Raw genomic sequence first — 25,815 nt, 5'->3', positions numbered from 1 at the left:
GTGCTGCCTGGGTGAATGCAAAAGCGGGCCGGAGACCGCGTTTAGCCATGCGTGGCAGCCCGCATGGACTTTAAAGCCCTGTTGCTTAGCGCAGAGCCCCCGACTGCAGCAGACGGCGTACGTACTCGGCGACACCCGTCTGTACATCGTGGAAAGGCTTGTCGTAACCAGCCGCACGCAACTGTGTCAGGTCTGCCTGGGTGTGGCTTTGATAACGGCCTTTCAGATCATCGGGAAACGGGATGTATTGCAGAAACTGCTGCGTCACCAACTCTTCCAATGTCAGGGCAGGCAAGCCATCATGCTCACGCAAGGTGTTGACGACGGTCTGGGCCACATCATTGAACGGCTGGGCACGCCCCGAACCGCAGTTGAACACGCCCGACTGCTTGTCCTGACCCAGGAAATGCAGATTCACCGACACGACATCATCAATAAAGACGAAGTCACGTTGCTGACCGCCATCCACATAGCCATCCCAGCCACCAAACAAGAGTACATGACCGTCGCGACGGTATTGCAGCATATTGTGATAAGCCACCGAGGCCATACGACCTTTGTGCTGCTCTTGTGGACCATAGACATTGAAGTAACGCAGGCCGACCACTGGCGCACGCAGACTATCCAGATGACGACGCAGCACTTGGTCGAACAGAAACTTGGAATAGCCGTAGACGTTCAACGGCGCTTCGTTGCTGAGGTCCTCGGCATACAAGGGACCTGCACCGTAAACAGCGGCGGACGAAGCATACAAGAGAGGAATACGCTTGGCCTGGCAGTACTCGAAGATTTCCAGCGTCACGCGGTAGTTGTTGTCCATCATGAACTGACCATTGCGCTCGGTCGTATCCGAACATGCGCCCTGGTGCAACACAGCTTCAATATTGGAGAACTCGTCGCGCGCCAACCGGGCACGGAAATCGTCCTTGTCCATATAGTCGGCAATTTGGCCATGCACCAGATTGACGAACTTGTCGCCATCGCTCAGGTCGTCCACCACCAGAATGTCGGTCACACCCTGCTGGTTCAGGCCTTTCACCAAATTGCTGCCAATAAAGCCAGCGCCACCGGTCACTACGATCATGCCAATTCCTTTGCCGTCACAATGGACGTACCCAATTTTCCGACCACGATACCACCCGCGCGGTTCGCCCAGCGCATGGCCTGCAACCAGTCCAGACCCGCCGCTCGCATCACCGCCAGCGTTGCCAATACCGTGTCCCCGGCACCCGAGACATCGAACACCTCTTGTGCCTGCGCATCCACATGCTCACGCCCCTGCTCGGTGAACAAGGTCATCCCTTGTTCGGAACGGGTAATCAGCAAGCATTCCAAATTCAGCTTGCGACGCAAATCTTGAGCGCGTCGCATCAAATCATCTTCATCTTTCCAAGCGCCCACGGCTTCCTGCATTTCCGAACGATTCGGCGTCAGGATAGTAGCCCCTTGATAGCGCTCGTAGGTTTTGCCTTTGGGATCGACCAGAACAGGAATGTTCTTCGATCGTGCCAACGCAATCAAACTTTCTACCTGGGCCAAAGCGCCTTTCGCATAGTCCGACAAGACCAGCACTTGATGCTGATCCAGCAAGTCGCTCATGCTTTGCTGCAACTGATCCAAAGCACTGCTGGCCGGGCTTTCTTCAAAATCCACGCGCAACAATTGTTGCTGGCGACCCAGCACGCGCAGCTTCAGCGATGTGGGCATGACCGGATCTTGCACCCAATGCGCCTGAACATGGTCCGCTTCAGCCAGTTCACGCACAGTCTTGCCCGCTTCGTCCTGCCCGATCACGCCCAGCAGGCTGGCCTGGGCACCCAAAGCGGCAATATTGCGTGCCACGTTGGCGGCACCACCCAGACGGTCCTCTACCCGCCCCATCTTGACCACAGGAACGGGTGCTTCGGGGGAGATACGATCCACATCGCCAAACCAGTAACGGTCCAGCATGACGTCACCCACGACCAGCACACGGCTGGCAGCAACAGCTTCACCAGGGAAGGTCATCATTTCAGCTCCTCAAGGCGGCGAGGTGCATAGGTTTCCCAAGAGTTGCAGCCGGGACATTGCCAATAGAAATGGCGAGCTTCAAAGCCGCAAGAACTGCAGGAATAACGATCCAGACGCTGGGTGTGGCGATGAATCAAGGAACGCAGCAGGCTTAAATCCGCACCTGCAATAATCTGATCGACACCGACAGCCTCCGCGCCGTCGGTACTTTCCTTGCCCTGCCCTTGATCCTGGAGTTCAACTTCCAGCATCTTGTCCAGACCCAATAGAGAAGGATGGGCACGCAAGGCATCACGCGCAAACGCCCAGGCCTGCAAATGGCCTTCCTGTTCGCGCAGAACACGGAACAGCACATTGAAAATATCCAGGCTGGGATGCTGCTGATAATGACTGCGCAACATGGCAACGCCCTCTTCGCCCCGCCCCAGCTTGCGGTAACTGTCCAGCAGCTCGGTCGCGTACAGGCCCACATATTCAGGCGCACTGCTCAAAATGGAAACAAGATAAGCCCGCTCCTGCTCGCTCTGGCCTTGCATACGCGCCACACGAGCACGCAAACCGGCAACCCGCGCCTGAGAAGCATACATGCCTTGGCCCGTGCCCAGCTTGCGAATGGCATTATCCGCCTCGTCCAAGGCTTTGGCGGCACGTTCAAAATCAGGCTGCTTGCCTTGCAAGGCCCCTTCAGCCTGCTCACACTGGTAATGCACCAGTTGCGGCACAGGCTCATCGACCAGGGCACGCAAACGGCGCACCGCTTCAATGGCACGCGGCCAATCGTGCTCGGACTCATAAATACGGATCAAGGCGCGCATGGCCGGAATAGCAAAGCGCGTTTCACGCACCGCTTCAAAAGCGGCCTCGGCTCGGTCCAGCATGCCAGCTTTCAGGAAATCCTGGGCAATCTGAAACTGGGCATTTTCACGATCTGCAACTGGCAAATCAGCGCGCGACAGCAGACTTTGATGCACTCGGATAGCGCGCTCCATTTCACCACGACGGCGAAACAGGCTACCCAGTGCAAAGTGCAGCTCGGTGGTTTCGGGGTCCAGCTTGGCCACTTCCACAAAGGCGTCAATGGCGCGATCCGGCTCTTCATTGAGCAGGAAGTTCAAACCCTTGAAATAGGAATCCGGCAAGGTGCGAGTTTCGGACATCATCTGCCGAAAATCCACCCGCGCGGCGACCCAGCCCAAGGCAAATAGAATTGGTACAAAAACCAACCACCAGGTTTCAAAATCCACTGTTTACTCCAAGGACTTACAAAGGCGCCAGCGGGGCGACGGTCTCGGGCGCCACAGCAGTCGTACTCACGGGCGATTGCTGCGCTTGCTCCAGTTTGTCTTGCAGACGGTCCATTTCGCGGCGCAGGCGGTTGACCTCGCGACGGCGACGCATCACCGCGCCCACCATCAAAAGCAGCCCCAACACCAAACCTAAAATAAACGCGGCCAGCATTACGACGATCAGCGGAACGTCTTGAATAATATGCTCGGCGAAAAAGCTGACTTGCACCGGTTCCGTGTTTTTCAGTGCGAACAGCAGCACGATCACAAAAACGAGCAGACGCAGTACCCAGACTAGATAGCGCATTTTTAGGGCTCCAACAGTGTTTTTATAATGTCTGATTGTACGTGCAAGCGGAATTTAGCGCACACGCAAAACAGGCCCTGAAAAGGGCCTGTGTAATCAGTATGCAAGTAGGTCTTAACCGTGACGGACTCTCGCATTGAGCTGCTCGAAGGCAGACGACTGGTCGTCTGCTTCGATTTGCTCTTGCTCGAGAAAGACAGAATCGACTCGCTCGCGCAATTCCTTGCCGGCCTTGAAGTGCGGCACCTGTTTGCCAGGCACCATCACTTTTTCACCCGATTTGGGATTGCGCCCTACCCGCGGCGAGCGGGTAGAGAGCGAAAAACTGCCAAACCCTCGGATTTCGATTCGTTGACCGCTGGCCAGGGCCTGGGTCATAGAATCCAAAACCGTTTTCACGGCGAAATCCATATCGCGCAGAGCCAGCTGCGGATAGCGGCTGGCCAACAACGCGATCAGCTCAGACTTTGTCACGCTGATTAACCGTCGTCACGTTGCTGCTGGTCCAGCTTGGCACGCAGCAGAGCACCCAGATTGGTCGTACCAGACGAAGCGCTGGCTTCGGTCAGGCGGGCCATGGATTGAGCGGTTTCGGCGGTATCACGAGCCTTGATGGACAACTGAATCGAACGGGTCTTGCGATCCACGCTCAAGATCATGGTTTCGATTTCCTGACCTTCTTTCAGAGCCGTCGTGGCATCTTCAACACGGCCCGAGGAAATCTCGGAGGCGCGCAGGTAGCCTTCAACGTCCAGCGACAGAGTTACAACAGCACCCTTGGCTTCCACGGACTTGACGACGCCGCTAACCACGGCACCCTTGTCGTAGGTTGCTACGAAGTTGTTGAACGGATCGCCTTCCAGCTGTTTGATACCCAGGGAAATGCGCTCTTTGTCGGTGTCGATGCCCAGAACCACGGCGTCAACTTCGTCGCCCTTCTTGAAGTTGCGAACGGCTTCTTCGCCAGTCTCGGACCAGGACAGGTCGGACAGGTGAACCAGACCGTCGATGCCGCCAGGCAGACCAACAAACACGCCGAAGTCGGTGATGGACTTGATGCCACCGCGAACCTTGTCGCCGCGCTTGAAGTTGATGGCGAAATCTTCCCATGGGTTGGCACGGCACTGCTTCATGCCCAAGGAGATACGACGACGATCTTCGTCGATTTCCAGAACCATGACTTCGACTTCTTCACCCAAGGTCACAACCTTGCGTGGGTCAACGTTCTTGTTGGTCCAATCCATTTCGGATACGTGAACCAGACCTTCGATACCGTCTTCCACTTCAACAAATGCACCGTAGTCGGTCAGGTTGGTAACCTTGCCGAACAGACGGGTGTTTTGTGGGTAGCGACGTGCCAGACCGATCCATGGATCTTCGCCCAGCTGCTTGACGCCCAGGGAGACGCGGCTCTTTTCCTGATCGAACTTGAGGACCTTGGCTTCGATTTCCTGACCCACCTGCAGAACTTCGGATGGGTGACGAACACGGCGCCATGCCATATCGGTGATGTGCAGCAGACCGTCGATGCCGCCCAGATCCACGAACGCACCGTAATCGGTGATGTTCTTGACGATACCTTTGACGATAGCGCCTTCGGACAGGGTTTCCAGCAGTTTCTGACGCTCTTCGCCCATGGAGGCTTCCAGCACAGCGCGACGCGACAACACGACGTTGTTACGCTTGCGATCGAGCTTGATGACCTTGAATTCCAGGGTCTTGCCTTCGTATGGCGTGGTGTCCTTGACAGGACGCAGATCAACCAGCGAACCGGGCAAGAAGGCGCGGATGCCGTTGGTCATGACGGTCAGACCGCCCTTGACCTTACCAGTGATGGTACCGTTGACCAGTTCGCCGGACTCAAGCGCTTGCTCGAGGGACAACCAGGCCGACAGACGCTTGGCGCGGTCGCGGGACAGAATGGTGTCACCGTAGCCGTTTTCGAAGGCGTCGATTGCCACGGAAACAAAGTCACCAGCTTGAACTTCCAGTTCGCCCTGATCGTTCAGGAACTCTTCCAGAGGGATCAGTGCTTCGGACTTCAGGCCAGCATTGACCAGAACGTAGTTGTGGTCAATACGCAGAACCTCGGCGGAGATAACTTCGCCGCTTTTCAGGTCTTGGTTTTTAATGCTTTCTGCAAACAAATCGGCAAAGCTTTCGCCGCCCGTTGCGTCTGTGTGAAGGTTAGTGGACATTAAATCAATCCGTTAGCCAAAATGGCCATAAAAAACACACCAGGCAGAACCCGGTGGAGTGAACAAAGCCCGATCAGCACGGGATTAGGCTGTCGGGACCGCAATGCCCGACCAAAGGTCGAGCACCTTATTTACAACTTCCTGGATGCTGAGCTGGGAAGAATCCACAATGTGGGCACCCGGCGCAGGCACAAGCGGAGCATGAATTCGAGAACGATCACGTTCGTCGCGCGCACGCAAGTCCGCCAAAAGACTCGTAAGATTAGCAGAAATACCCTTTTCGCTCAACTGTTTACAGCGTCTTTGGGCCCGCACCTCCGCATCTGCCAGCAAAAATATCTTTAAAGGTGCGTCCGGGAACACAACTGTGCCCATATCGCGCCCATCGCCCACCAAACCGGGGGCAACGCGAAAATCCCGCTGCCGTTGCAAAAGTGCCTCACGCACCAGAGGCAAGGCCGCCACCTGAGAGGCCAGATTTCCTACCTCTTCCTGACGAATAGCGTCGCTGACGTCATCGCCATCCATGTAGATATGGGGGTAGTCAAACTGCACGTTCAGGCTCTGGGCCGCATGCTGGACCTGGGCCTCGTCCTGGACATCCACGCCGCGACGCAGGCAGGACAAGGCGGTCAGGCGATACAAGGCACCGCTGTCCAGCGTATGCCAGCCCAGCCGCTGCGCGACCAGGGAAGCAATCGTCCCTTTACCGGAAGCGGTAGGGCCATCAATGGTTATGACGGGAATGCTCTGCTCTGTCATGCCTGCACCAATTGTTCAAAAACAGAAAAATACTCGGGGAACGTCTTGCTGACACAGCCGGGATCCAGAATGGTGACCGGCACCGGGCCAAAGCTGGCCAGTGAAAAACACATGGCAATGCGGTGGTCATCATACGTTTCGATGCTGGCCGAACGCCATTGATCGGCGGCAATAGGATGCACAGTCAGCCAGTCCGGCCCGGATTCTACTGTTGCCCCCAGCTTGCGCAATTCGGCCTGCATGGCATCAATACGGTCTGTCTCCTTCACGCGCCAACTGGCGATATTGCGCAAGGTGCAAGGGCCATCAGCAAACATGGCCATGGCAGCTGCCGTCATGGCGGCGTCAGGAATATGGTTGAAATCCAGATCAAAGGCCTTGAGCTTGTCGCCCTTGGCTACGCACTCACCAGAAACGATCAGTTCATTGGCATGACGCTCGATACGAGCACCCATGGCTTGGGCCACATCCGCAAACTGAATATCGCCTTGCAGACTTTCTGTACCCACGCCCTGAATACGTAGCGGGCCACCGCCAATAGCTCCCAAAGCAATGAAATACGAAGCGGACGAGGCATCGCCCTCCACCACGTACAAGCCGGGGCTGACATAAGCCGCATCGGCGGAGACAGTAAAGCTGCTCCAGCCGTCGCGCTCCACCTGCACACCGAAACGCGCCATCATGGCCAGCGTGATTTCAATATAAGGCTGAGAGATCAACTCCCCTTCCACCTCGATACGCAAAGGCTGGCCCGTACGAGCAGTCAACAAGGGAGCGGCCATTAACAAGGCTGTCAGGAACTGGCTGGATACCGAGCCTTTCACCGACACACGACGCTGATCAGCCTGTGCCAACTCACCAATCGCCAAGGGAGGATAGCCCTCTGCCCCCAGATATTGCACCTCAGCTCCCAGGCTGCGCAGCGCATCCACCAGATCCCCAATGGGGCGCTCGTGCATGCGGGCAATACCGCTAAGGTTGAAGCGACCACCCATCAAGCCCAAAGCAGCGGTCAAGGAGCGGAAGGCCGTACCGGCATTACCCAAAAACAGATCGGCATCGCGGTGCGCAAAAGGAGCCCCACCGTCGATCACTACCGTGCCCTGCCCCAGGTCCTGCACAGCCACGCCCATTTGCTGCAGAGCGGCCATCATGACGCGGGTATCGTCCGAATGCAGCAAGCCTTCCAGGCGTGTTTGCCCTTGAGCCAAGGCGGCCAACAACAGGGCTCGATTAGAAATGCTCTTGGACCCTGGCAATTGCAGTTGTCCGCTAGCGCGGCTGACGGGGTTCAAAACAAGACTGTCGCTTTGGCTCATTGCAAACCACTCCTACTTGCCCAAAAACGGCGCGCCAAGGCAGCACGCTCTAAAAATTCGTATAAAGCCTGACCATCCTGGTCCTGCAAAGCCTGTTCGGCCTGATCCAGGGCCTGACGTACTTCCTGCAATTGGCCCAAGACAGCCTCGCGGTTGCTCAGAAAAATGTCGCGCCACACTTCGGCTGATCCGGCTGCAATGCGGGTGAAATCCCGAAAGCCAGTTCCAGCCAAGGCAAAGCGCTGATCCGAGTTGGCACTGGAGGCCACCTGCCACATAAAAACCGAGGATAAAAAGTGCGGCACATGACTGACCGATGCCAGCACTTCGTCATGCGTAGCCGGGTCCATCAACATGACACGCGCCCCGCAAGCCTCCCACACGGCAATCAAACGCTCGCGTGCGCTGGCACTGTTTTCTTCCAGGGGAGTCAAGATGACGTTGCGACCGTCGTACAGATCAGCACGCGCCGCTTCGGGACCTACGGTCTCCGCACCGGCGATGGGGTGGCCGGGAACAAACTGGCTGATACGATCACCCAGCGCCTCACGCGACACACTGACCACATCGACCTTGGTGCTACCTGCGTCACTGATCAAGGTCTCGTCACGCAGATGGGGACGCAAGGTTTTCAATACCGAGGCCATGGCCCCGATAGGCGTAGCCAACACAATCAGGTCCGCTTGCTGCGCGGCTTGCTCAAGCGTGGCGACATCGTCAATCAGGCCCAGTTCTTGGGCACGTCGCAAGCTTTTCAGCTGCCGACCTACGCCCAGCACTTTTCCTACCGCCCCGGAGCGCTTGAGCGCCAGAGCCAAAGAGCCGCCAATCAAACCGACTCCGACGATCGCCAGCACCGGAACCAAGGGCGGCGGCGCCATAGTTTCTGATGACGCTATCATGATTAATTCCGTTCCCTCTCAGGCCGTCCATGCTGCGCGTATTGCGTGAAATAGCACGAGCAAAACCGGGATATTGATGCAGACTTTGCCAGACGGCTGCCCAAACCCCATCAAAGGATTAAAGCAACACGCAAAGCCTCTATTTTGTCTAGCCAGCTCTTGATGGCACAACGCACCAAGCAACTGCGCAAGACTGACCGAAACAAGCAGATCCTGTGCGAGCCACTCGTTCTGACAAGGCATGTCCTGAACAGACAATAAGGCCTTGAGGGTGAAACCTCCCCCCAGGCCTTTCTTGTTGCTGATGCTTAAAAGTCGTTTACGGGGTAAGAACCCAGAATCTTGAAAAAGGCGACTTGTTTCTTCAGTTCTGCCAAAGCAGCAGCCATGGCTGGCTCATCACGATGGCCGATCAGGTCTACGTAGAAATAATATTCCCACTGCCCTGTCCGTGCAGGACGCGACTCCAGGCGAGTCATGGACACGCCATGCACAGCCAAAGGAGACAGCATGTCATAAACAGCACCAGCCCGGTTGGGCACCGCCAGAATGATGCTGGTCTTGTCATTACCGCTAGGCAGGGACTCGATATTGCCAATGGCCAGGAAACGGGTGCGGTTGTGCGGATCGTCCTGAATACCGGCCTCGACCACCCCCAGATTCCAGGCGGTAACAGCCGTATTGCCCGCAATCGCTGCAACCGTAGGATCGGACGACGCAATGCGTGCTGCTTCAGCGTTGCTGGAGGCGGCCTCACGCAAAAGCTGTGGGTAATGCTTTTGCAGCCAGTTCTGGCACTGCGCCAAAGCCTGAGGATGGGCCATCACGCGGGTGACGCCTTCCATCGTGCCAGTTTGGGTCAGCAGATTGTGATGCACACGAATCGAGCGCTCGCCCAAGACACGCAAGGGCGAGTTCAGCAGCAAATCCAGCGTGCGGTTCACGGCGCCTTCTGTCGAGTTCTCGACGGGCACCATGCCCACCTCAGCCTGACCCACTTCGACGCTGCGGAAAACCTCGTCGAAGGAATCACATTGCAGGCCATCCAAAGCATGGCCGAAATGCTCGTAGGCGGCTTGCTCGGAAAAAGAGCCCTGCGGGCCCAGATAAGCCACGCGCAACACGCTTTCCAGACCGCGACAGGCAGAAATAATCTGCCCCCACACCGCTTCGACTGCTGCCGGTGTGAACGGGCCCTCATTTTCTGACTGCAAGCGACGCACAATACGTGCCTCGCGTTCGGGCTTGAGGATGACTTCCTCTGTATTGAAGTCCTGCTTGATCTTGCCCACTTCCAAAGCCGCACGAGCACGCTCGTTGAGCAACTCCAGGATCTGGCGATCCAGCTCATCAATACGATTGCGCCAAGGGAGCAGGCGCTCAGTTAAGGTATTAGCCATTCCGTCGTTCAAATTCAGTCATGAAATCGATAAGTGCCTGCACACCCTCCAGCGGCATGGCGTTATAGATTGAAGCGCGCATACCGCCCACGCTCTTGTGTCCTTTCAGGGAAGTCAGGCCTGCAGCCGTAGCCTGTTCCAGGAACAGGGAATCCAGGGACTGATCACGCAACAGGAACGGAACGTTCATACGCGAGCGATACGCCGGATGCACGGTGTTGTTGTAGAACTCGGACGCATCCAGAAAGCCGTACAAGGCCTCGGACTTGGCCGCATTGCGTGCCTGCATGGCAGCCACACCACCCTGGCGCTCCAGCCACTTGAACATCAGCCCGGCCATGTAGATCGAGTATGTAGGCGGCGTGTTGAACATGGACTGCTGCTTTTCAATGTTGGCGTAGTTGAACGCCGACGGGCACAGATCCATGGCATGGCCCAACAGGTCCTTGCGTATCATCATCAAGGCGATGCCGGACATACCCGCATTCTTTTGCGCCCCGGCATAGGCCACGGACACGCGCGAGAAATCGATCGGGCAGGACAGGATGTTGGAGGAAACGTCTGCAACAACAGGCACATCCAGCTTGGGAATGTCGTTGAACTCCACACCACCAATCGTTTCATTGGTGCAAACGTGCAGGTAAGCCGCGTCCGGGCGCACATCCCATTGAGAAGGCTCGGGGAACCAGGTCCAGGGCGCCCATTCCTTGCCCTGATCCTGCCACGCCTGACCACTGGTACCGGCAACGTGAATATCACCGTAGCGCTGAGCCTCTTCGCAGGACTTGACCGACCAGCTGCCCGAAAGCACGTAGTCGGCCTTGCCACTGCCATTGCGCTGAATCAGGTTCAAGGGCAAAAGACCATTCTGGCCTTGTGCCCCACCCTGAACAAACAACACTGCAAAGTCATCGGGCACGGACAGCAAGCTGCGCAAATCGGCTTCTGCCTCGTCACGCACACCCATATAGTCCTTGCTACGGTGGCTCATTTCCATGATGGACATGCCGGTGCCATGCCAATCTGTCATTTCAGCAGCGGCTTGCTCCAGCACTTCCAACGGCAGCATTGACGGGCCTGCCGAAAAATTCCATACACGCATTACTCGTTTTCCTCGCCGGAAGGGTCCGCCTGGTCTTGGGCGGAATCAAGTTGATTATCCTGCTCCTGACCTTCTGGCGCCTGACCCTCTTCGGCCAGCTCGGCGTCGACCTCGTCATCGGTCTCTACCACGCGGTACACACCAGACAGCTCGCTGTCATCGTCCACGCTGATCAAGGTCACACCTTGAGTCGCACGACCCATTTCGCGGATTTCAGCCACGCGAGTGCGTACCAGCACACCAGCGTTGGTGATCAGCATGATCTCGTCGGTTTCACGAACCAGCACCGCACCCACGACCTTGCCGTTACGAGCCGAGGTCTGGATGGCAATCATGCCCTTGGTGCCACGACCGTGACGCGTGTATTCGCCAATCGGGGTACGCTTGCCGAAACCGTTCTCGGTGGCGGTCAGCACGGACTGGGTTTCGTCTTCGGCCACCAGCAGGGCAATCACGGACTGACCTTCTTCCAGCGTCATGCCGCGTACGCCACGGGCAGCGCGGCCCATTGGACGCACATCACCCTCATCAAAGCGCACGGCCTTGCCGGCGTCAGAGAACAACATGACGTCATGGACGCCGTCGGTCAGCTGAGCACCGATCAGGTAGTCGCCCTCGTCCAGGCCCACAGCAATAATGCCGGCCTTACGGGGGTTGGAGAAGTCGGACAGCGGGGTCTTCTTGACCGTACCGCGCGAGGTCGCCATGAACACGAACTGATCTTCGCTGAATTCCTTGACGGACAGCACCACGTTGATCTTCTCGCCATCTTCCAGAGGGAACATATTGACGATAGGACGGCCACGCGAGTTGCGCGAACCTTGAGGCACTTCCCAGACCTTGAGCCAGTACACACGGCCACGGTTGGAGAAGCACAGCAGGTAATCGTGGGTATTGGCGATGAACAACTTGTCGATCCAGTCGTCCTCTTTCATGGCGGTGGCTTGCTTGCCACGGCCACCACGACGCTGGGCCCGATATTCGGACAGCGGCTGGCTCTTGATGTAGCCGGTATGCGAGAGCGTCACCACCATATCCATAGGGGTGATCAGGTCCTCCGTATCCAGCTCGGTGGCGTTGTGCTCGATTTGCGAGCGACGAACGTCCTTGCCAGTGGCCGAGAACTCGTCGCGCACGGCGATCAGCTCGTCACCAATAATGGCGGACACACGGGCCGGGTTGGACAGGATGTCCAGCAAGTCAGCAATCTTGTCCATGACCTCGCGGTACTCCTGAACAATCTTGTCCTGCTCCAGGCCAGTCAGGCGTTGCAAGCGCATGTTCAGGATTTCCTGAGCCTGCACTTCGCTCAGACGGTACAGACCATCTGTGTTCATGCCAAATTCGGCACCCAGATCATCAGGACGGTAAGCCTGACGGCCACCTACAATGGCGCTGGTGTCGGCGCGGGCCAGCATCTCGCGCACCAGACCGGAATCCCAGGACCGAGCCATCAGCTCGACACGGGCAACCGGTGGCGTTGGAGCCGCTTTGATGATTTCGATGAACTCATCAATATTGGCCAGGGCCACAGCCAGACCTTCCAGCACATGACCGCGCTCGCGCGCTTTGCGCAACTGGAATACGGTACGGCGAGTAACCACTTCGCGGCGGTGGCTCAGGAAGTAATCCACCAGCTGTTTCAGGTTGAGCAGACGGGGCTGGCCATCGACCAGTGCCACCATGTTCATCCCGAAGGTTTCTTGCAACTGCGTATTCTTGTAGAGGTTGTTCAGCACAACTTCCGGCACTTCGCCGCGCTTTAGCTCAATGACCAAACGCATACCGTCCTTGTCGGACTCGTCGCGAATATCGGAGATACCCTCGATGCGTTTTTCGTTGACCAGCTCGGCAATGCGTTCCTGCAGCGACTTCTTGTTGACCTGGTAAGGAATGGCGTCGACCACGATGGCCTGACGGTTGCCCTTTTCCATGTCTTCAAAGTGCGTACTGGCACGCATGATGACGCGGCCACGGCCCGTGCGATAGCCTTCGCGCACACCGGACATGCCATAGATAATGGCACCGGTCGGGAAGTCGGGGGCCGGGATGTATTCGATCAGCTCATCAACCGTGCACTCGGGGTGGCTCAGGCAGTACAGACAGCCGTTGACCACTTCAGCCAGGTTATGCGGCGGAATATTGGTAGCCATACCCACGGCAATACCCGAGCTGCCGTTGACCAGCAGGTTGGGCAGACGCGAAGGCAACAGGGCCGGTTCTTTTTCGCTGCCATCATAGTTAGGCACGAAATCCACGGTTTCCTGGTCGATATCGGCCAGCAGTTCGTGGGCGATCTTGGCCAGACGGATTTCGGTGTAACGCATGGCCGCGGCGTTATCCCCGTCGATGGAACCAAAGTTACCTTGTCCGTCGACCAGGGTGTAGCGCATGGAAAAGTCCTGCGCCAGACGCACGATAGTGTCATAGACGGCAGAGTCACCATGAGGGTGGTACTTACCGATCACATCACCGACGATACGAGCCGACTTCTTATAGGCACGATTCCAGTCGTTATTGAGTTCATGCATGGCGAACAGAACACGGCGATGCACGGGCTTCAAACCATCTCGCACGTCGGGAAGAGCACGGCCCACAATCACGCTCATGGCGTAATCGAGGTAGCTGCGGCGCATCTCCTCTTCAAGCGAAACGGGAAGCGTCTCCTTGGCAAAGGAATCCATAGGTCAATTCTTTATAGATATGGGTTAAGCAGTAAGCCAGCCGTAAACGGACAAGAGGAAATTCTAGCACTTTCACATAGAGGGACGCAGCGTAGCGAGGCGAGAAGGCGGGCGATATGTGATTGAAACGGTCGATTCGCCAAAAATCCATCGTCCACTAATCGTATCGATGATGGATTGAAGAAGCGGCCCCACCCTTCCCCTGTTGCCTAAAACCAACAATAAAAGGAAAGAACAAGGCTAATTCCACGCATCTTCACGAATCGTTCCCCGTCCCCCTCACGCATGTGGCCGAAATGTCTTAAGATTCGACCTAACACGCATGAAACCCAGCGCAAGCAAGTCTTTGTTCCGTTCAAAGGATTGCTATACTGGTTCCGTTAATCAGCGGCAGGGGTTCGCTGCGGTCACTTAACAGCATCAGCTCAACGAGGAGAAATATGAACAAACCCTCCAAAATCGCACTTGTACTCGCCATTGCCGCCGCATCGGCCACTAGTGCAGTTTCCGCACAAGAGTCCGGCGAAGTTAACAACTGGCGCAATCCGTTCGGCGACGTTTGGAAAAACGGCACCAACGAACTGTGCTGGCGCAACAACTTCTGGACACCTGCTACAGGTATTCCAGGTTGTGACGGTGTGCCCGTTGCCCAAGCCCCCGAAGCTCCTGTCGTCGCTCCTACTGTCACCAAAGTGACTCTGAACGCTGACACGTTCTTCGACTTCGACAAATCCACCATCAAGCCAGAAGGCCGCCAGGTTCTGGATCAAGTGGCTGACACCGTTCAGTCCATCGATCTGGAAACTCTGATCGCTACCGGTCACACTGACTCGATCGGCGCTGAAGCTTACAACCAGAAGCTGTCCGAGCGTCGCGCCAATGCTGTTAAAGCATACTTGGTCAACAAGGGCGTACCTGCAGACCGTATCTACACCGAAGGCAAGGGCGAAGCTCAGCCAGTGGCGTCCAACAAGACCCGCGAAGGCCGTGCTCAAAACCGTCGCGTAGAAATCGAAATCGTGGGCAACCGCAAGTAATTCTTGCTGCATCACGTATTTCTGTAGCTAAGGCTACAATTAAGGCTCCGCTTTTGCGGGGCCTTAATTTTTTTGGATGAGCCATGACCGCTTCCACCGTCACTAACGTCAATGTCGATCCCGCAGAGATCGATAAATTCAGTGCACTGGCATCCCGCTGGTGGGACCCTGACAGCGAGTTCAAACCGCTGCACGCCATCAACCCTTTGCGTCTGGACTGGATTCTGTCCTACACCGGCTCCCTGGCGGGCAAGCAGGTATTAGACGTCGGTTGTGGTGGCGGAATCTTGTCGGAAAGCCTGGCTCAGTCCGGCGCCGACGTCACCGGCATTGACCTGGCCGAGCGCTCCTTGAAGATTGCCCGTTTGCACAGTCTGGAATCGGGCGTACCCGTCAAATACGAGATGATCAGCGCCGAAGACATGGCCGATCAGCACCCGGGTCGTTTTGACGTTGTCACCTGCATGGAAATGCTGGAACATGTCCCCGATCCGGGCTCCATCATTGCGGCCTGCGCCAAACTGGTCAAACCCGGTGGCTGGGTCTTTTTCTCGACTCTGAATCGCAATCCCAAATCTTTTTTGTTTGCCATTGTGGGCGCCGAGTACCTCTTGCGCCTGATTCCCAAAGGCACGCACAGCTATGAGGGCTTCATCAAACCCAGCGAGCTGATTTCCTCGGCCCGCCGCAGTGGTCTGGATGCCCTGGCATTGAAGGGTCTGGAATACAACCCGATTACCGAGCACTATCACCTGTCTGGCGACACCTCCGTCAACTACCTGCTGGCCAGCCGCCGCCAAAGCTAAGCCCTCATGAATAAACTGGTTCTATTCGATTTCGACGGCACCTTGGCCGACTCTGCTCCGGATCTGGCCGCTACGGCCAATCGCATGCGCAAGGAACATGGCCTGCCTGATTTGCCCTACGAAGCACTGCGTCCCTATGCCTCGCACGGTGCACGGGGGCTGCTCAAGGTAGCCCTGGATATCAATACCGATCACCCCAACTACGCACAATTGCGAGCGCAGTTCCTGCAGGACTACAACGATCACATGACGGAGCTGACCTATCTGTTTGAGGGCGTAGCCCCCATGCTGAAACAGTTAGAGCAGGCCGGCTACACCTGGGGCATCGTCACCAACAAGCTGGAATACCTGGCCCTGCCCCTGATCCGTCATTTAGGACTGGAAGCGGGTTGCGCAGTCACCGTCGGCGGGGATACTACCCAGCACACCAAACCTCATCCCGCCCCCTTGTTGTATGCCGCCGAGAAAACGGGCTTTGATCCCAAAGACTGCCTGTACGTAGGTGATGATCTGCGCGATATCCAGGCAGGTCAGGCTGCTGGCATGGCCACCATGATTGCCGCCTACGGCTACTGCGCTCAGGACGAGAGCCTGAGCACTTGGCAAGCCGATATGACCGTGCATCACGCCTCTGATATCTGGGAAGGCGTACAACGCTGGGCCAACGGTCAGCTTTCCCGCCCTTCCCCACTAGCCTGCTAAACAGGCTTAAGGCAGCAGCTCCGACAGGCGCTGCTGCATCCACACTGCCGCAGGGGGCAAAGTTTGCCCCTGCCGCCACAGCATCCGCACTGGCAAGGGTGGCAAAACCATCTCCCGGCAATGCAACTGCGCCAGCTTGTTGCGCAAGTTTGCATACTCGGCAATATTCAGGGGCAAAATCGCCCAGCCCAGACTATCGGCCACCATATCGGCAATGACATAAAAGCTGTCTGAGCGCCACACACTGGGGCTGACAACCATTTGCTCTGTCCCTTCAATATGAATCAGCAATTGTCGATGTGCCGTCAGCTCTTTACGGCTGACCTGATGCTGACTGGCAAGCTGGTGCGTACGCGCCACACAAATCGCTTGGGGCACAGCGCCGATATAACTTTGCGCGAATGACGCGGCATCAGCACCGCGATCAAACTGAAAAGCCATATCCGAGCGGCCTTCCTGCACATAGTCCATCACCTCGGAAGCGGTTCCGTTCCAGACCGTTAATTCCAGTGCAGGCCAGCGTTCAGCCAGCTCCTTGAGCAGCAGCCGCAAGGGCTCTTGAGGCAAGGCTTCATCCAGAGCAATTTCCAGTCTGGTCGGTTGCCCTTGCGAGAAATCCAGTGCCCGACGATTCAACACGTCTACCTGACGCAACAGAGCCTTGGCTTCCAGCAGCATGATTTCGCCCGGCACCGTCAGGCTTAACGTTCGTCGTGAACGATCAAACAACTCCAGATTCAGATCCGCTTCCAGCAGGGAAATCGAGGTGCTGACGGCTGACTGCACCTTGCCCAACTCTTTCGCGGCCTGAGTCATGGAGCCAGTTTCTGCCACAGCGACAAAATGTCGAATACGTTCCAGTGTCCAATCCATTTATCTATTTTATAGATGCTAATCAACTTTGACTGTTGATAATATTGATAGATCATACTTGCTTTCCTACCGCTCTGGTCTTTTATGCTGCACAGCTCGATTACCCATCAAGCCCACACTGCTCCCCTATCCCCAAGCCGTCGCTGGTTGATCCTGGCAATTGTGTCGGCAGCTCTTCTACTGATTGTGGTGGACATGACGGTGCTCTACACCGCCCTGCCACGCCTGACCCATGATCTGCAGGCCTCGGCCTCGGACAAGCTGTGGATCATCAACAGCTACGCTCTGGTCGTCTCCGGACTGCTGCTGGGCATGGGCACCCTGGGTGACCGCCTGGGTCACAAGCGCCTGTTCCTGTCGGGTCTGGCCATGTTTGGTCTGGCTTCAGTCGCAGCCGCCTACTCTCCGAACCCAACAGCCTTGATCGCCGCACGCGCCTTTTTAGGTGTGGCAGCGGCCATGATGATGCCCGCCACTTTATCGCTGATACGCATCACCTTTCATGATGAGCGCGAACGTGCGGTGGCCTTCGGTGTCTGGTCTTCTATCGCCTCCGGTGGTGCCGCCTTTGGTCCGGTTCTGGGCGGATTCCTGCTGGAACATTTCTGGTGGGGATCAGTCTTTCTGATCAACGTGCCCATCGTGCTGATCGCGTTGCCTATGGGCTGGATTCTGGTGCCCCGCTCCACGCCAGATGCATCGCGCCCCTGGGATATCAAAGGCTCCTTGCTGATCATGGTGGGCCTGGTAGCCAGCACCCTGGCTATCAAGGAAATGGGCAAGCTGCATACGGATTGGGGTTTGACCGCTGCCGCCCTGCTGATCGGCATCTTGTTTCTGAGCTGGTTTGTCCGTCAACAGAACCGCAGCCCTTTCCCTTTGCTGGACTTTGCCCTGTTCAAGGACGCCACGCTAAGCACCGCCGTACTCTCTGCCTTGACGGCCTCAGCGGCCTTGATCGGTATGGAGCTGGTGTTCAGCCAACGCCTGCAATTGGTACTGGGTTTCTCACCATTGGAAGCGGGCCTGGCCATTATTCCCTTGCCGCTGGCAGCCTTTATAGCCGGCCCCTTGGCCGGGCGCCTGCTGGTCGTCATCGGCAGCAAGCGACTGCTGATTGGCGCCCTGAGCTTGGCGGGAGCAGGCATGGCCGCTTATCTGCTGTGGCATAACAGTGCACAGCCTCTACAAGTGATCAGCCTGGTCATGCTGGGCCTGGGCATCGGTGCGGCCATGACGGCGGCTTCCAGCACTATCATGCAAAGCGTGCCGCCTTCGCGCGCTGGTATGGTGGCCTCGGTCGAGGAAATGTCTTATGAACTGGGTGGTGCGCTGGGCGTGACCATTATGGGTAGCCTGCTGTCCTTCGTATATAGCGCCAGCCTGATCTTGCCACAGGAATTAAGTGACCGCGCCCTGGCCTACGACAGCCTGGATCAGGCCTTATTGATGGCAGAAACCATGCCACAGAATCTGGCTCTGACCTTAAGTGAACTGGCCCGTGACTCTTTTGATAAAGGCTATGTCGCCGTACTGGCCAGTTGTACGGCTTTGCTGGTGATGGCGGCCTTGGCGGTCTGGTACTTCCAACGCAACAACAGCCATCAGAAAGCCCATTAATCTTTCTTCAACAGCGCCAGCTTGTCGGTCTGAGTCGCCCAGTATTCATGATCCGGCAAGGGCGCTTTTTGCTGGCTGATACGCTTCCAGGCCGGGTCCTCGCTCAAGGTCCGGTTCAGCTCCACATAGACCTGCTGCTCGGGCGTCACATCCTGATCACTGACAATCGCCCCCACCGGACACTCGGCCACGCAGATGGAGCAGTCAATGCATTCGTCAGGATGAATGACCAGGAAATTCGGGCCTTCAAAAAAACAATCCATGGGACACACCGTCACACAATCGGTGTACTTGCACTGGATACAGGCTTCCGTCACTACATAGGTCATGAAACAGCTACTTCAACAAATAAAGACGGGGCATAGCATAACAGCTGAGTATGAACATCATGTGATCGCTGTCGGCTATGCCCCGGGTATTCAGCCTAGAGTGGCATATACCACTGCCCCATTAAACAGCGGGCGGTTCGGCGGGTTCGAACTTGAATGGCTGGGCTGGTTTGAAGTGGTCCAGCACTTCACCCATGTAGACCTTGCTTTGCTCCGGCCCCAGATCCAGCTTCATCACTTTGCCGGTTTCTGCCGAAAAATCCGCTTTTTTCATATCCACCCAGAATGCACCGGGTGACAGAACCGAATCAAAATAATACAAACTACGTTGATGGTCGAACACCGTGCGCCAGCGTGTCGAGGAGTTGTTGGGCTGACCGGGCACTGTCATGCCATATGGAGTAGAAGCGTTACGTATCACGCTCAACACACTGGCTACGGCCTTGTCATCACTCAGGTTGCGTGGCACTGCATCAATGTAAAAAGAGGCGCGAGCAAAACGATCTGCAGCACGGCTAGTGCCGGGTAACATGTTCATGCCCCCCACCTGTTGCCAGTAATCCTTGATGGCCAATTGCTGATCAAATGTGGGCGAATTGGTCAGAACCTGATATTTACGACTATGATGGATGTGTTGCTTACCGTCGATATACTCGATAATCGCACTATCCCCTGTGGCATCCGACATGGACAGGTGCAAAGTTGCCAAGCGATCTTCACCTTTGACCTTGGCAGTAACGACTACAAAGGGATTTTTTTCTAATGCAGCAACCGCTTCGGCCACGGTTGCAAAATTATCCAAGACGTACTGTCCCCACAAAGACATGCTTAAGGTCTTATCGCCTTTTTGAGGCGTGGGATATTGGGACTCCACCAGCCACAGCAAGTTGACGTTCAAACCTTTTTCATTGGCCCCGTCGGTAGAAGCAATGTCATAACCCGACGCAATCACGCTGCCGTATTTCGAGGTCCACTCAATGGACGAGGGGCCAGCTTCGCCAGTACGTTTTTCACCGCGAGGAAAAATCCAGAGGTTGGTGCCGACATCCAGCTTCCAGTCCATGGAGCGACCGGTAATCACCTGTCCGTTATCACCCAGAAAAACAGCTCGGGTACACGCCTGAGAGGCCGCAGGCACCAAAGCCAGCCCAACTGCGCATGCCAGCAAAGTACGACGACATTTTTTTAGCAACATCTTTCTCTCCAGAGACGGCTAGCCGCCCAATCAATAAAACAAAAAAACCGACTGCTTACACAGCCGATACATTGGACACGGGTGTAACAAAAACAGGATTAGGACATTGCGTCAAGCCAAGTTAAGTCTTGTGGTGCAAGACCGACAAAAACGGAGCATGAAATCCCTTGTTTTGAGAATAAAAACATTTGCTAACTCATGATCGACCGCAATATTATTTTTTCTTCCTGATCGCCTTGAAGCTGCGTTTTTCACTCTGAAAACGTGGGTAGCTGCCTTATCAGCCCGCGTATAAATGAACCAAATACGATCTCCAAACTAAACAGGCCTTTTTCTTGTTTTAAAAAACTTAAAAATAGTCATTCAGATCTGAAAACACAGGCGATGTGTGCTCGAAATCTTTTACCCAGAACTGGAAGATCATTAATTACCAGGAATGGCCAAATCCTACCCGTAGGCACAAGGAACGGCATAATGCCTCGACACGGACTTCAATAACATGCAATAAAAAACAGCCCGTAACGGGCTGTTTTGCAAATTCATCTAAAACTCCAGGCAATCAAAAAACCCCGGCAATCCTGCATAGCTATCCATGAGCTGGTCAATGACATAAGCACTATCACGGGTTTCCAGAGCCAGCAGGTTTTCCCGGTAATCTTCTTCAGCCAAGCCAACGGCTATGCGACCCGGTTCGACACGGGCACCGGCCAGCAGCTCGGACAGCTTGGGGTCCTGCATCGCCTCCAGGGCAGCGCGCAAGGCCAGTTCTTCGTCCGTGAAACCAACTTGTCCGGTGCGATCAGCGTGTAACGCCGCTTGCACTAAGGGCAACAAATTATCAATATCTTGCTTGCTAAGGTAAAACACATGCATGACACGTTCTCCACGGGTTGGTGATCGGCTAGTCCAGCATACCGAAAGACACAAGACTGGCGCTAGTGCACCGTCATTTACAGAATTAAAAAGAGGGGCCATGACAATGATGCGTAAACTCACTTATTCCCGCTGGCTATTATTGGGAATCTTGCCACTGGCCAGTCTGGCTCATGCCCAAGTGAGTGCTCAAGGTCCAGACGCCATGTCCGACAGCACGACTTCGCCACACTATGCCGTGCAGATTACACCCTATGCCTGGATTACCGGCTTGTCGGGTGAGTCCTCCCCCTTCAAACGCGCGCCCTCCCTGGATATAGAAAAGTCCTTTTCAGATGTCCTGCACGATCTGCGTGCCGCGGCCTTTCTGAACGCCTGGGTGCGTCGAGACCGCTATGTATTCAACAGTGACCTGCTCTACGTGAACACACGCGAAAGTGAAGTAATAGGTGGTTTGCCTTTGGTCGGTGCTGCAGAAGGGACCGTGGACACACGTCTGTTCATGGCCACATTGCAAGGTGGTTACCGCATCTACGACACTGAACAAGCCAGCCTGGACGCACTGGCCGGTTTTTCTTTTTGGGATATACGCACCCGTGCCCATCTGAGTACGGCTGGCCGAACCCGACATCATCAGGAGAGCTTCCATTGGGTGGACCCCATGATAGGACTGCGTGCGTTCTATCGTTTCACCCCGGAGTTTTCCACTCAAGCCCAGATCCACTTGGGCGGCTTTGGCGTGGGCTCGCGCCTGAGCTATCAAGCTACCTTGACCTTGAACTACGACCTGTCAGAGAACTTCTCCATCGCTGCCGGATACAAGATGCTGGATGTGGACTATCGTCGCTCCGGCCATGTCTTTGACACACGCATGTCGGGCCCCGTGCTGGGGCTGAGCTGGCGCTACTGATGGCACGTGAAAGGGGGCGGCACCGCCCCCTTTTCACAAGACATCAGGCCATACCATCTACCTGATGCCGTCGCTCCCAGAACCGTGAAGACACTTTTTCAAGCAGATCATCACCGGTTTTAATGACGAACACACCCTTGTCTACTGATACGCCCGCCCTGTCCAGCAAGGGCTGGGCTGCGCCGTTATGACCAATTGCTTTCAAGTGTCCATAGGCGTCGGCTACAAAATCCACTGCCGCCTTGTTAGTGCACAGTTTTGAAGCCTCTTCCTGGGTAAGCAGCAAGGCCACCGCATCAAACAGAACCGAGGGCGCACCCGCAATCTTTTCGTCGGCAGCCAAGTGTGTGCCGTCTGACAGCGTCACCCCCCCTACTTGCGGAGCGATAAGCTTGACGGCCACCCCGGCTTCCTGAGCCCCTGTCAGCAGCATTTCCAGCAAGCCCTTGTCAGCTCCGTCCGTTACCAGAATACCCAGCATCCGACCGGCAATCGGCGACTTCTGGGCCAGTATGGACAAGGCTTTGGAAGGTGCCATGTCGATCGGCTCGCGGGCGGGCTTGGCAGGAGGCGGCAAATCCAGCCCCAATCCCTGAGCCGCTCGTTTGGCCAGATCCTCATCAATGACACGCATGTGCGAGAGCACACGCACACGAACATGATTGAGCTGGACCTTGGACAGTTCAAATACCAGCCCGGCAATCAGATGCTCCTGCTCAACTTCAGTCTGAGAGCGATAAAACAATCGGGCCTGGCTGTAATGATCCGAGAACGACTCAGCCCGTACACGCAGTTTTGCGCCATCGTCTACGGTACTGGGGAAGGTGCGAAAGCCATGCGGCTGCGCGCGTGGTCCGCCCGATTCACCCGCCTCCTCCAGGCTATTGGGCTCGTAGGTCGCACGGCCCTTGGGAACCTGCGTCTGCATCATGCCGTCGCGCTGCATATTACTGAATGGGCAGCGGGGTGCATTGATAGGAATCTGATGAAAGTTGACCGTTCCCAGTCGAGACTTTTGCGTATCCAGGTAGGAGAACAAGCGGCCTTGCAGCAAGGGATCATCCGTAAAGTCGATTCCCGGAATGATGTTGGACGGCAAGAAAGCAACTTGCTCGGTCTCTGCAAAGAAGTTGTCGGGATAACGATCCAGAACCATACGACCCACAATTTTGACGGGCAGACTTTCCTCGGGAATGAGTTTGGTCGCATCCAGCACATCGTAGTCCTGCTTGTCCGCCCACTCCTGATCGAAGACCTGCACACCCAGTTCCCACTCCGGGAAGGCTTCGTTTTGAATCGCCTCGTACAAATCGCGTCGTAGATAATCCGAGTCCGCCCCGGAAATCTTGACCGCCTCATCCCACAGGGTGGACTGCAAGCCCTGCTTGGGTTTCCAATGAAACTTCACAAAGTGCGACTTGCCCTTGGCATTCACAAAACGGAATGTGTGCACACCAAAGCCCTGCATCATGCGAAAGGACCGTGGCAAGGCTCGATCGGACATCAGCCACATGACGGTATGCAAAGACTCGGGCATCAGGGAGACAAAATCCCAGAATGTGTCATGGGCTGACGCTGCCTGAGGAAAGCCCCGGTCCGCCTCGGGTTTGACGGCGTGGATCAGATCCGGGAATTTGATGGCGTCCTGGATAAAAAAAACGGGCATATTATTGCCCACCAGATCCCAGTTGCCTTGCTCGGTATAGAACTTGACCGCGAAACCACGCACGTCGCGTGGTGTGTCTTTGGAGCCTTTAGAGCCGGCTACCGTTGAGAAACGACAGAACACCGGCACCCGATGTCCTTCCTTTTGAAATACACAGGCCTGGGTCAACTCCGGGATTGCTTGCGTGCATTCAAAATAACCATGTGCTCCTGTGCCGCGAGCATGAACAATGCGCTCCGGTATACGTTCATGGTCGAAATGGAATATTTTCTCGCGCAGGACAAAATCTTCCAACAAGGTCGGGCCACGCGCCCCGAAACGCAAGGAATTCTGATTGTCCGATATCGGTACGCCATGATTGGTCGTCAACTCAGCATGGCCAAACTGATGTAACTCCCCGCCTTGCCCCACGGCATCCTGATTGGTTTTGGCTGCGGATTTTTTAGTCACCATATGTCCTCCAATCAAATCAAACGAAAACCCCGTTCCACTGGGGTGCCCTTGGGAAAAAGCCTAGAAGTTTTAATGACTTGATGTGCGAAGCAATCTCTCAAAACGTAATCAAGCATGTCCACCTTTTTTCGTGACGGAGCTGTAACTGTCTGATGAGCGCTGACATCATGCCCACTTCCTCGCTCTATACTGGGCACGCTTTATCGCCTGCTCAAGCGCGGGCTCCCCGTTTCTTTTTGGAATGATTTCGTGTTTCAAGTCGCTGCCCTCGTTTTTGCCCTTTATGTCGCCTGGCGACTGATCAAACCGCTGAAGATCAAACCCTGGATCAAATGGCTGCTCAGCATCTTGGCCGTCGCCGCCACCTTCCACCACTACACCGTAGCGCTGTTCTGGGGCTCACGGGCCTCACCGGAAATTCCCGCACAAGTCATCATGGTCCTGGGCTGGGCTTTTGGGGCAGTCCTGCTGGCCGCCTGCTTTACCTTGATCACCGATCTGGCAGGTTTACTGATGCGCGTTCTGTACAAGCCAGCCGGGCTGCTTCTGTTGCGCTCCTCTACCTTGCGGGGCATGCTGGGCATCGCAGCGGTCAGCCTGTCCGCACTGGGTGTCTGGCAGGCAGTGCAAGTCCCCGAGCTCAAGTCCATCGAAGTAAAGGTCAAGGGCCTGTCCCCCAAGCTGGATGGTTTCAAGCTGGTGCAACTGACTGATCTGCACGCCAGTCGTCTGCTGCAAGGCCCCTGGATACAAGCCATTGTTGATAAAACACAGGCTTTGAAACCGGACCTGATCGTCATTACTGGCGATCTGGTCGATGGCACGGTGACAGCGCGCCGCGATGATGTCGCCCCCTTGCAAGCCCTGTCTGCCCCGCAAGGGGTATGGGTAATTGCAGGCAACCACGAGTACTACACCCAGTACCAGCCCTGGATAGAGCACTTCAACAGCCTTGGGCTACGTATGCTTCTGAACGAGCACAGCATTATTGAACAAGACGATGCTGCTTTTGCTTTGGCTGGCATTACCGACAAGTCGGCAGCCGTGCATGGGCAACCCATGCCCGATGTAGCTGCAGCAGTCGCCGGGATCCCTGCTGGCATGCCCATCATCATGTTGGCCCACCGCCCTGACACCGCCAAGGAAAGCGCAGCGGCCGGGGCGGCCTTGCAGTTGTCGGGCCATACCCATGGCGGCCATATTGTGGGCATGCACAAGATCGTGCAGATGGCCAATGATGGCTATGTGGGTGGACTGTATCAAGTAGGGGATATGCAGCTGTACGTCAGCTACGGTGCCGGACTGTGGGCGGGCTTCCCGCTGCGACTGGGGCGCGCCTCAGAAATCACCTTGATTACCTTGCGCGCCTCCTGATTCCAGG

Annotated in this window: 23 protein-coding genes; 6 read left to right on the top strand and 17 right to left on the bottom strand. The window is 56.0% G+C overall.

Features of this window, described 5'->3' with window-relative positions; translation table 11 throughout:
* Positions 1–85: 85 nt before the first annotated feature.
* The 12 genes from rfaD to gyrA all read right to left on the bottom strand — a co-directional run bounded on the left by rfaD (position 86) and on the right by gyrA (position 13,970).
* Positions 86–1,084, bottom strand: coding sequence for an ADP-glyceromanno-heptose 6-epimerase (gene rfaD / locus WFM49_RS02460; RefSeq protein WP_088450358.1), 999 nt, complete (start codon positions 1,082–1,084; stop codon positions 86–88).
* Positions 1,081–2,010 (bottom strand): D-glycero-beta-D-manno-heptose-7-phosphate kinase, encoded by a 930-nt coding sequence (gene rfaE1 / locus WFM49_RS02455; protein ID WP_250755868.1) that lies wholly within the window; start codon positions 2,008–2,010, stop codon positions 1,081–1,083. The genes rfaD and rfaE1 overlap by 4 nt, the downstream gene beginning before the upstream one ends.
* Complete coding sequence (gene lapB, locus WFM49_RS02450) at positions 2,007–3,254, bottom strand: lipopolysaccharide assembly protein LapB (protein WP_250755869.1); 1,248 nt, start codon at positions 3,252–3,254, stop codon at positions 2,007–2,009. The genes rfaE1 and lapB overlap by 4 nt, the downstream gene beginning before the upstream one ends.
* A gap of 16 nt (positions 3,255–3,270) precedes the next feature.
* Complete coding sequence (locus tag WFM49_RS02445; RefSeq protein WP_336971486.1) at positions 3,271–3,603, bottom strand: LapA family protein; 333 nt, start codon at positions 3,601–3,603, stop codon at positions 3,271–3,273.
* A gap of 114 nt (positions 3,604–3,717) precedes the next feature.
* Positions 3,718–4,077, bottom strand: coding sequence for an integration host factor subunit beta (locus WFM49_RS02440; protein WP_026482971.1), 360 nt, complete (start codon positions 4,075–4,077; stop codon positions 3,718–3,720).
* 5 nt (positions 4,078–4,082) lie between these two features.
* Positions 4,083–5,801, bottom strand: a complete 1,719-nt coding sequence (rpsA, locus tag WFM49_RS02435; protein ID WP_022983279.1) for a 30S ribosomal protein S1 — start codon at positions 5,799–5,801, stop codon at positions 4,083–4,085.
* 84 nt (positions 5,802–5,885) lie between these two features.
* The gene (gene cmk, locus WFM49_RS02430; RefSeq protein ID WP_336971484.1) at positions 5,886–6,563 is read right to left on the bottom strand and encodes a (d)CMP kinase; all 678 of its coding nucleotides are present in this window, start codon (positions 6,561–6,563) and stop codon (positions 5,886–5,888) included.
* Positions 6,560–7,882 carry a 3-phosphoshikimate 1-carboxyvinyltransferase gene (aroA, locus tag WFM49_RS02425; RefSeq protein ID WP_336971482.1) on the bottom strand — a complete coding sequence of 441 codons (1,323 nt, stop codon included), beginning with the start codon at positions 7,880–7,882 and terminating at the stop codon, positions 6,560–6,562. The genes cmk and aroA overlap by 4 nt, the downstream gene beginning before the upstream one ends.
* Complete coding sequence (locus tag WFM49_RS02420) at positions 7,879–8,763, bottom strand: prephenate dehydrogenase (protein WP_336971794.1); 885 nt, start codon at positions 8,761–8,763, stop codon at positions 7,879–7,881. Before WFM49_RS02420 ends, aroA begins: the two co-directional genes overlap by 4 nt.
* Positions 8,764–9,092: 329 nt before the next feature.
* A complete protein-coding gene (gene pheA / locus WFM49_RS02415; RefSeq protein ID WP_026482974.1) occupies positions 9,093–10,184 on the bottom strand; it encodes a prephenate dehydratase in 1,092 nt (363 codons plus the stop codon).
* Positions 10,177–11,286 (bottom strand): 3-phosphoserine/phosphohydroxythreonine transaminase, encoded by a 1,110-nt coding sequence (serC, locus tag WFM49_RS02410; protein ID WP_009463913.1) that lies wholly within the window; start codon positions 11,284–11,286, stop codon positions 10,177–10,179. The genes pheA and serC overlap by 8 nt, the downstream gene beginning before the upstream one ends.
* Positions 11,286–13,970, bottom strand: coding sequence for a DNA gyrase subunit A (gyrA, locus tag WFM49_RS02405; protein ID WP_035272681.1), 2,685 nt, complete (start codon positions 13,968–13,970; stop codon positions 11,286–11,288). Before gyrA ends, serC begins: the two co-directional genes overlap by 1 nt.
* Before the next feature lie 440 nt (positions 13,971–14,410).
* Between gyrA and ompA the strand changes: the two genes are divergently transcribed.
* The 3 genes from ompA to gph all read left to right on the top strand — a co-directional run bounded on the left by ompA (position 14,411) and on the right by gph (position 16,515).
* Positions 14,411–15,007: an outer membrane protein OmpA gene (ompA, locus tag WFM49_RS02400; RefSeq protein ID WP_009464175.1), complete on the top strand. Its 597-nt coding sequence runs from the start codon at positions 14,411–14,413 to the stop codon at positions 15,005–15,007.
* 83 nt (positions 15,008–15,090) lie between these two features.
* Positions 15,091–15,813, top strand: coding sequence for a bifunctional 2-polyprenyl-6-hydroxyphenol methylase/3-demethylubiquinol 3-O-methyltransferase UbiG (gene ubiG, locus WFM49_RS02395; protein ID WP_250755871.1), 723 nt, complete (start codon positions 15,091–15,093; stop codon positions 15,811–15,813).
* Between the two features lie 6 nt (positions 15,814–15,819).
* The gene (gph, locus tag WFM49_RS02390; RefSeq protein WP_022983283.1) at positions 15,820–16,515 is read left to right on the top strand and encodes a phosphoglycolate phosphatase; all 696 of its coding nucleotides are present in this window, start codon (positions 15,820–15,822) and stop codon (positions 16,513–16,515) included.
* A gap of 6 nt (positions 16,516–16,521) precedes the next feature.
* Here gph and WFM49_RS02385 read toward each other — a convergent pair whose 3' ends face one another.
* Positions 16,522–17,388: a LysR family transcriptional regulator gene (locus WFM49_RS02385; protein WP_022983284.1), complete on the bottom strand. Its 867-nt coding sequence runs from the start codon at positions 17,386–17,388 to the stop codon at positions 16,522–16,524.
* Between the two features lie 84 nt (positions 17,389–17,472).
* On the opposite strand from WFM49_RS02385, the gene WFM49_RS02380 reads away from it, so the two are divergent.
* Complete coding sequence (locus WFM49_RS02380; protein WP_083053338.1) at positions 17,473–19,008, top strand: MFS transporter; 1,536 nt, start codon at positions 17,473–17,475, stop codon at positions 19,006–19,008.
* On the opposite strand, the gene fdxA is transcribed toward WFM49_RS02380, so the two are convergent.
* The 3 genes from fdxA to WFM49_RS02365 all read right to left on the bottom strand — a co-directional run bounded on the left by fdxA (position 19,005) and on the right by WFM49_RS02365 (position 21,405).
* Positions 19,005–19,337 (bottom strand): ferredoxin FdxA, encoded by a 333-nt coding sequence (fdxA, locus tag WFM49_RS02375; RefSeq protein WP_009464181.1) that lies wholly within the window; start codon positions 19,335–19,337, stop codon positions 19,005–19,007. The genes WFM49_RS02380 and fdxA overlap by 4 nt on opposite strands.
* 121 nt (positions 19,338–19,458) lie before the next feature.
* Positions 19,459–20,532 (bottom strand): linear amide C-N hydrolase, encoded by a 1,074-nt coding sequence (locus tag WFM49_RS02370; RefSeq protein WP_022983286.1) that lies wholly within the window; start codon positions 20,530–20,532, stop codon positions 19,459–19,461.
* 543 nt (positions 20,533–21,075) lie between these two features.
* Positions 21,076–21,405, bottom strand: a complete 330-nt coding sequence (locus WFM49_RS02365; RefSeq protein WP_009456315.1) for a hypothetical protein — start codon at positions 21,403–21,405, stop codon at positions 21,076–21,078.
* Positions 21,406–21,511: 106 nt separating this feature from the next.
* Here WFM49_RS02365 and WFM49_RS02360 point away from each other — a divergent pair, with 106 nt between their 5' ends.
* Entirely contained in the window at positions 21,512–22,315 is an 804-nt protein-coding gene (locus WFM49_RS02360) for a hypothetical protein (protein ID WP_336971471.1), read from the top strand.
* 43 nt (positions 22,316–22,358) lie between these two features.
* Here the strand turns inward: WFM49_RS02360 and WFM49_RS02355 are convergent, their stop codons facing one another.
* The gene (locus WFM49_RS02355) at positions 22,359–24,434 is read right to left on the bottom strand and encodes a catalase (RefSeq protein ID WP_022983288.1); all 2,076 of its coding nucleotides are present in this window, start codon (positions 24,432–24,434) and stop codon (positions 22,359–22,361) included.
* 249 nt (positions 24,435–24,683) lie between these two features.
* Here WFM49_RS02355 and WFM49_RS02350 point away from each other — a divergent pair, with 249 nt between their 5' ends.
* Complete coding sequence (locus tag WFM49_RS02350; RefSeq protein WP_336971469.1) at positions 24,684–25,808, top strand: metallophosphoesterase; 1,125 nt, start codon at positions 24,684–24,686, stop codon at positions 25,806–25,808.
* Positions 25,809–25,815 lie beyond the last annotated feature (7 nt).

Source organism: Alcaligenes sp. PF14 (assembly GCF_037150615.1).
GTDB lineage: Bacteria > Pseudomonadota > Gammaproteobacteria > Burkholderiales > Burkholderiaceae_B > Alcaligenes > Alcaligenes phenolicus.
Note: the sequence above shows the minus strand (reverse complement) of the source record. Positions and strands in the feature narration are given on the sequence as shown.

Bases quoted from the DNA above. Each gene is read 5' to 3' on its own strand.
- rfaD (WP_088450358.1), bottom strand. From the start codon at position 1,084: ATGATCGTAGTGACCGGTGGCGCTGGCTTTATTGGCAGCAATTTGGTG.
- rfaE1 (WP_250755868.1), bottom strand. From the start codon at position 2,010: ATGATGACCTTCCCTGGTGAAGCTGTTGCTGCCAGCCGTGTGCTGGTC.
- WFM49_RS02445 (WP_336971486.1), bottom strand. From the start codon at position 3,603: ATGCGCTATCTAGTCTGGGTACTGCGTCTGCTCGTTTTTGTGATCGTG.
- rpsA (WP_022983279.1), bottom strand. From the start codon at position 5,801: ATGTCCACTAACCTTCACACAGACGCAACGGGCGGCGAAAGCTTTGCC.
- cmk (WP_336971484.1), bottom strand. From the start codon at position 6,563: ATGACAGAGCAGAGCATTCCCGTCATAACCATTGATGGCCCTACCGCT.
- aroA (WP_336971482.1), bottom strand. From the start codon at position 7,882: ATGAGCCAAAGCGACAGTCTTGTTTTGAACCCCGTCAGCCGCGCTAGC.
- WFM49_RS02420 (WP_336971794.1), bottom strand. From the start codon at position 8,763: ATGGCGCCGCCGCCCTTGGTTCCGGTGCTGGCGATCGTCGGAGTCGGT.
- pheA (WP_026482974.1), bottom strand. From the start codon at position 10,184: ATGGCTAATACCTTAACTGAGCGCCTGCTCCCTTGGCGCAATCGTATT.
- serC (WP_009463913.1), bottom strand. From the start codon at position 11,286: ATGCGTGTATGGAATTTTTCGGCAGGCCCGTCAATGCTGCCGTTGGAA.
- gyrA (WP_035272681.1), bottom strand. From the start codon at position 13,970: ATGGATTCCTTTGCCAAGGAGACGCTTCCCGTTTCGCTTGAAGAGGAG.
- ompA (WP_009464175.1), top strand. From the start codon at position 14,411: ATGAACAAACCCTCCAAAATCGCACTTGTACTCGCCATTGCCGCCGCA.
- ubiG (WP_250755871.1), top strand. From the start codon at position 15,091: ATGACCGCTTCCACCGTCACTAACGTCAATGTCGATCCCGCAGAGATC.
- gph (WP_022983283.1), top strand. From the start codon at position 15,820: ATGAATAAACTGGTTCTATTCGATTTCGACGGCACCTTGGCCGACTCT.
- WFM49_RS02385 (WP_022983284.1), bottom strand. From the start codon at position 17,388: ATGGATTGGACACTGGAACGTATTCGACATTTTGTCGCTGTGGCAGAA.
- WFM49_RS02380 (WP_083053338.1), top strand. From the start codon at position 17,473: ATGCTGCACAGCTCGATTACCCATCAAGCCCACACTGCTCCCCTATCC.
- fdxA (WP_009464181.1), bottom strand. From the start codon at position 19,337: ATGACCTATGTAGTGACGGAAGCCTGTATCCAGTGCAAGTACACCGAT.
- WFM49_RS02370 (WP_022983286.1), bottom strand. From the start codon at position 20,532: ATGTTGCTAAAAAAATGTCGTCGTACTTTGCTGGCATGCGCAGTTGGG.
- WFM49_RS02365 (WP_009456315.1), bottom strand. From the start codon at position 21,405: ATGCATGTGTTTTACCTTAGCAAGCAAGATATTGATAATTTGTTGCCC.
- WFM49_RS02360 (WP_336971471.1), top strand. From the start codon at position 21,512: ATGATGCGTAAACTCACTTATTCCCGCTGGCTATTATTGGGAATCTTG.
- WFM49_RS02355 (WP_022983288.1), bottom strand. From the start codon at position 24,434: ATGGTGACTAAAAAATCCGCAGCCAAAACCAATCAGGATGCCGTGGGG.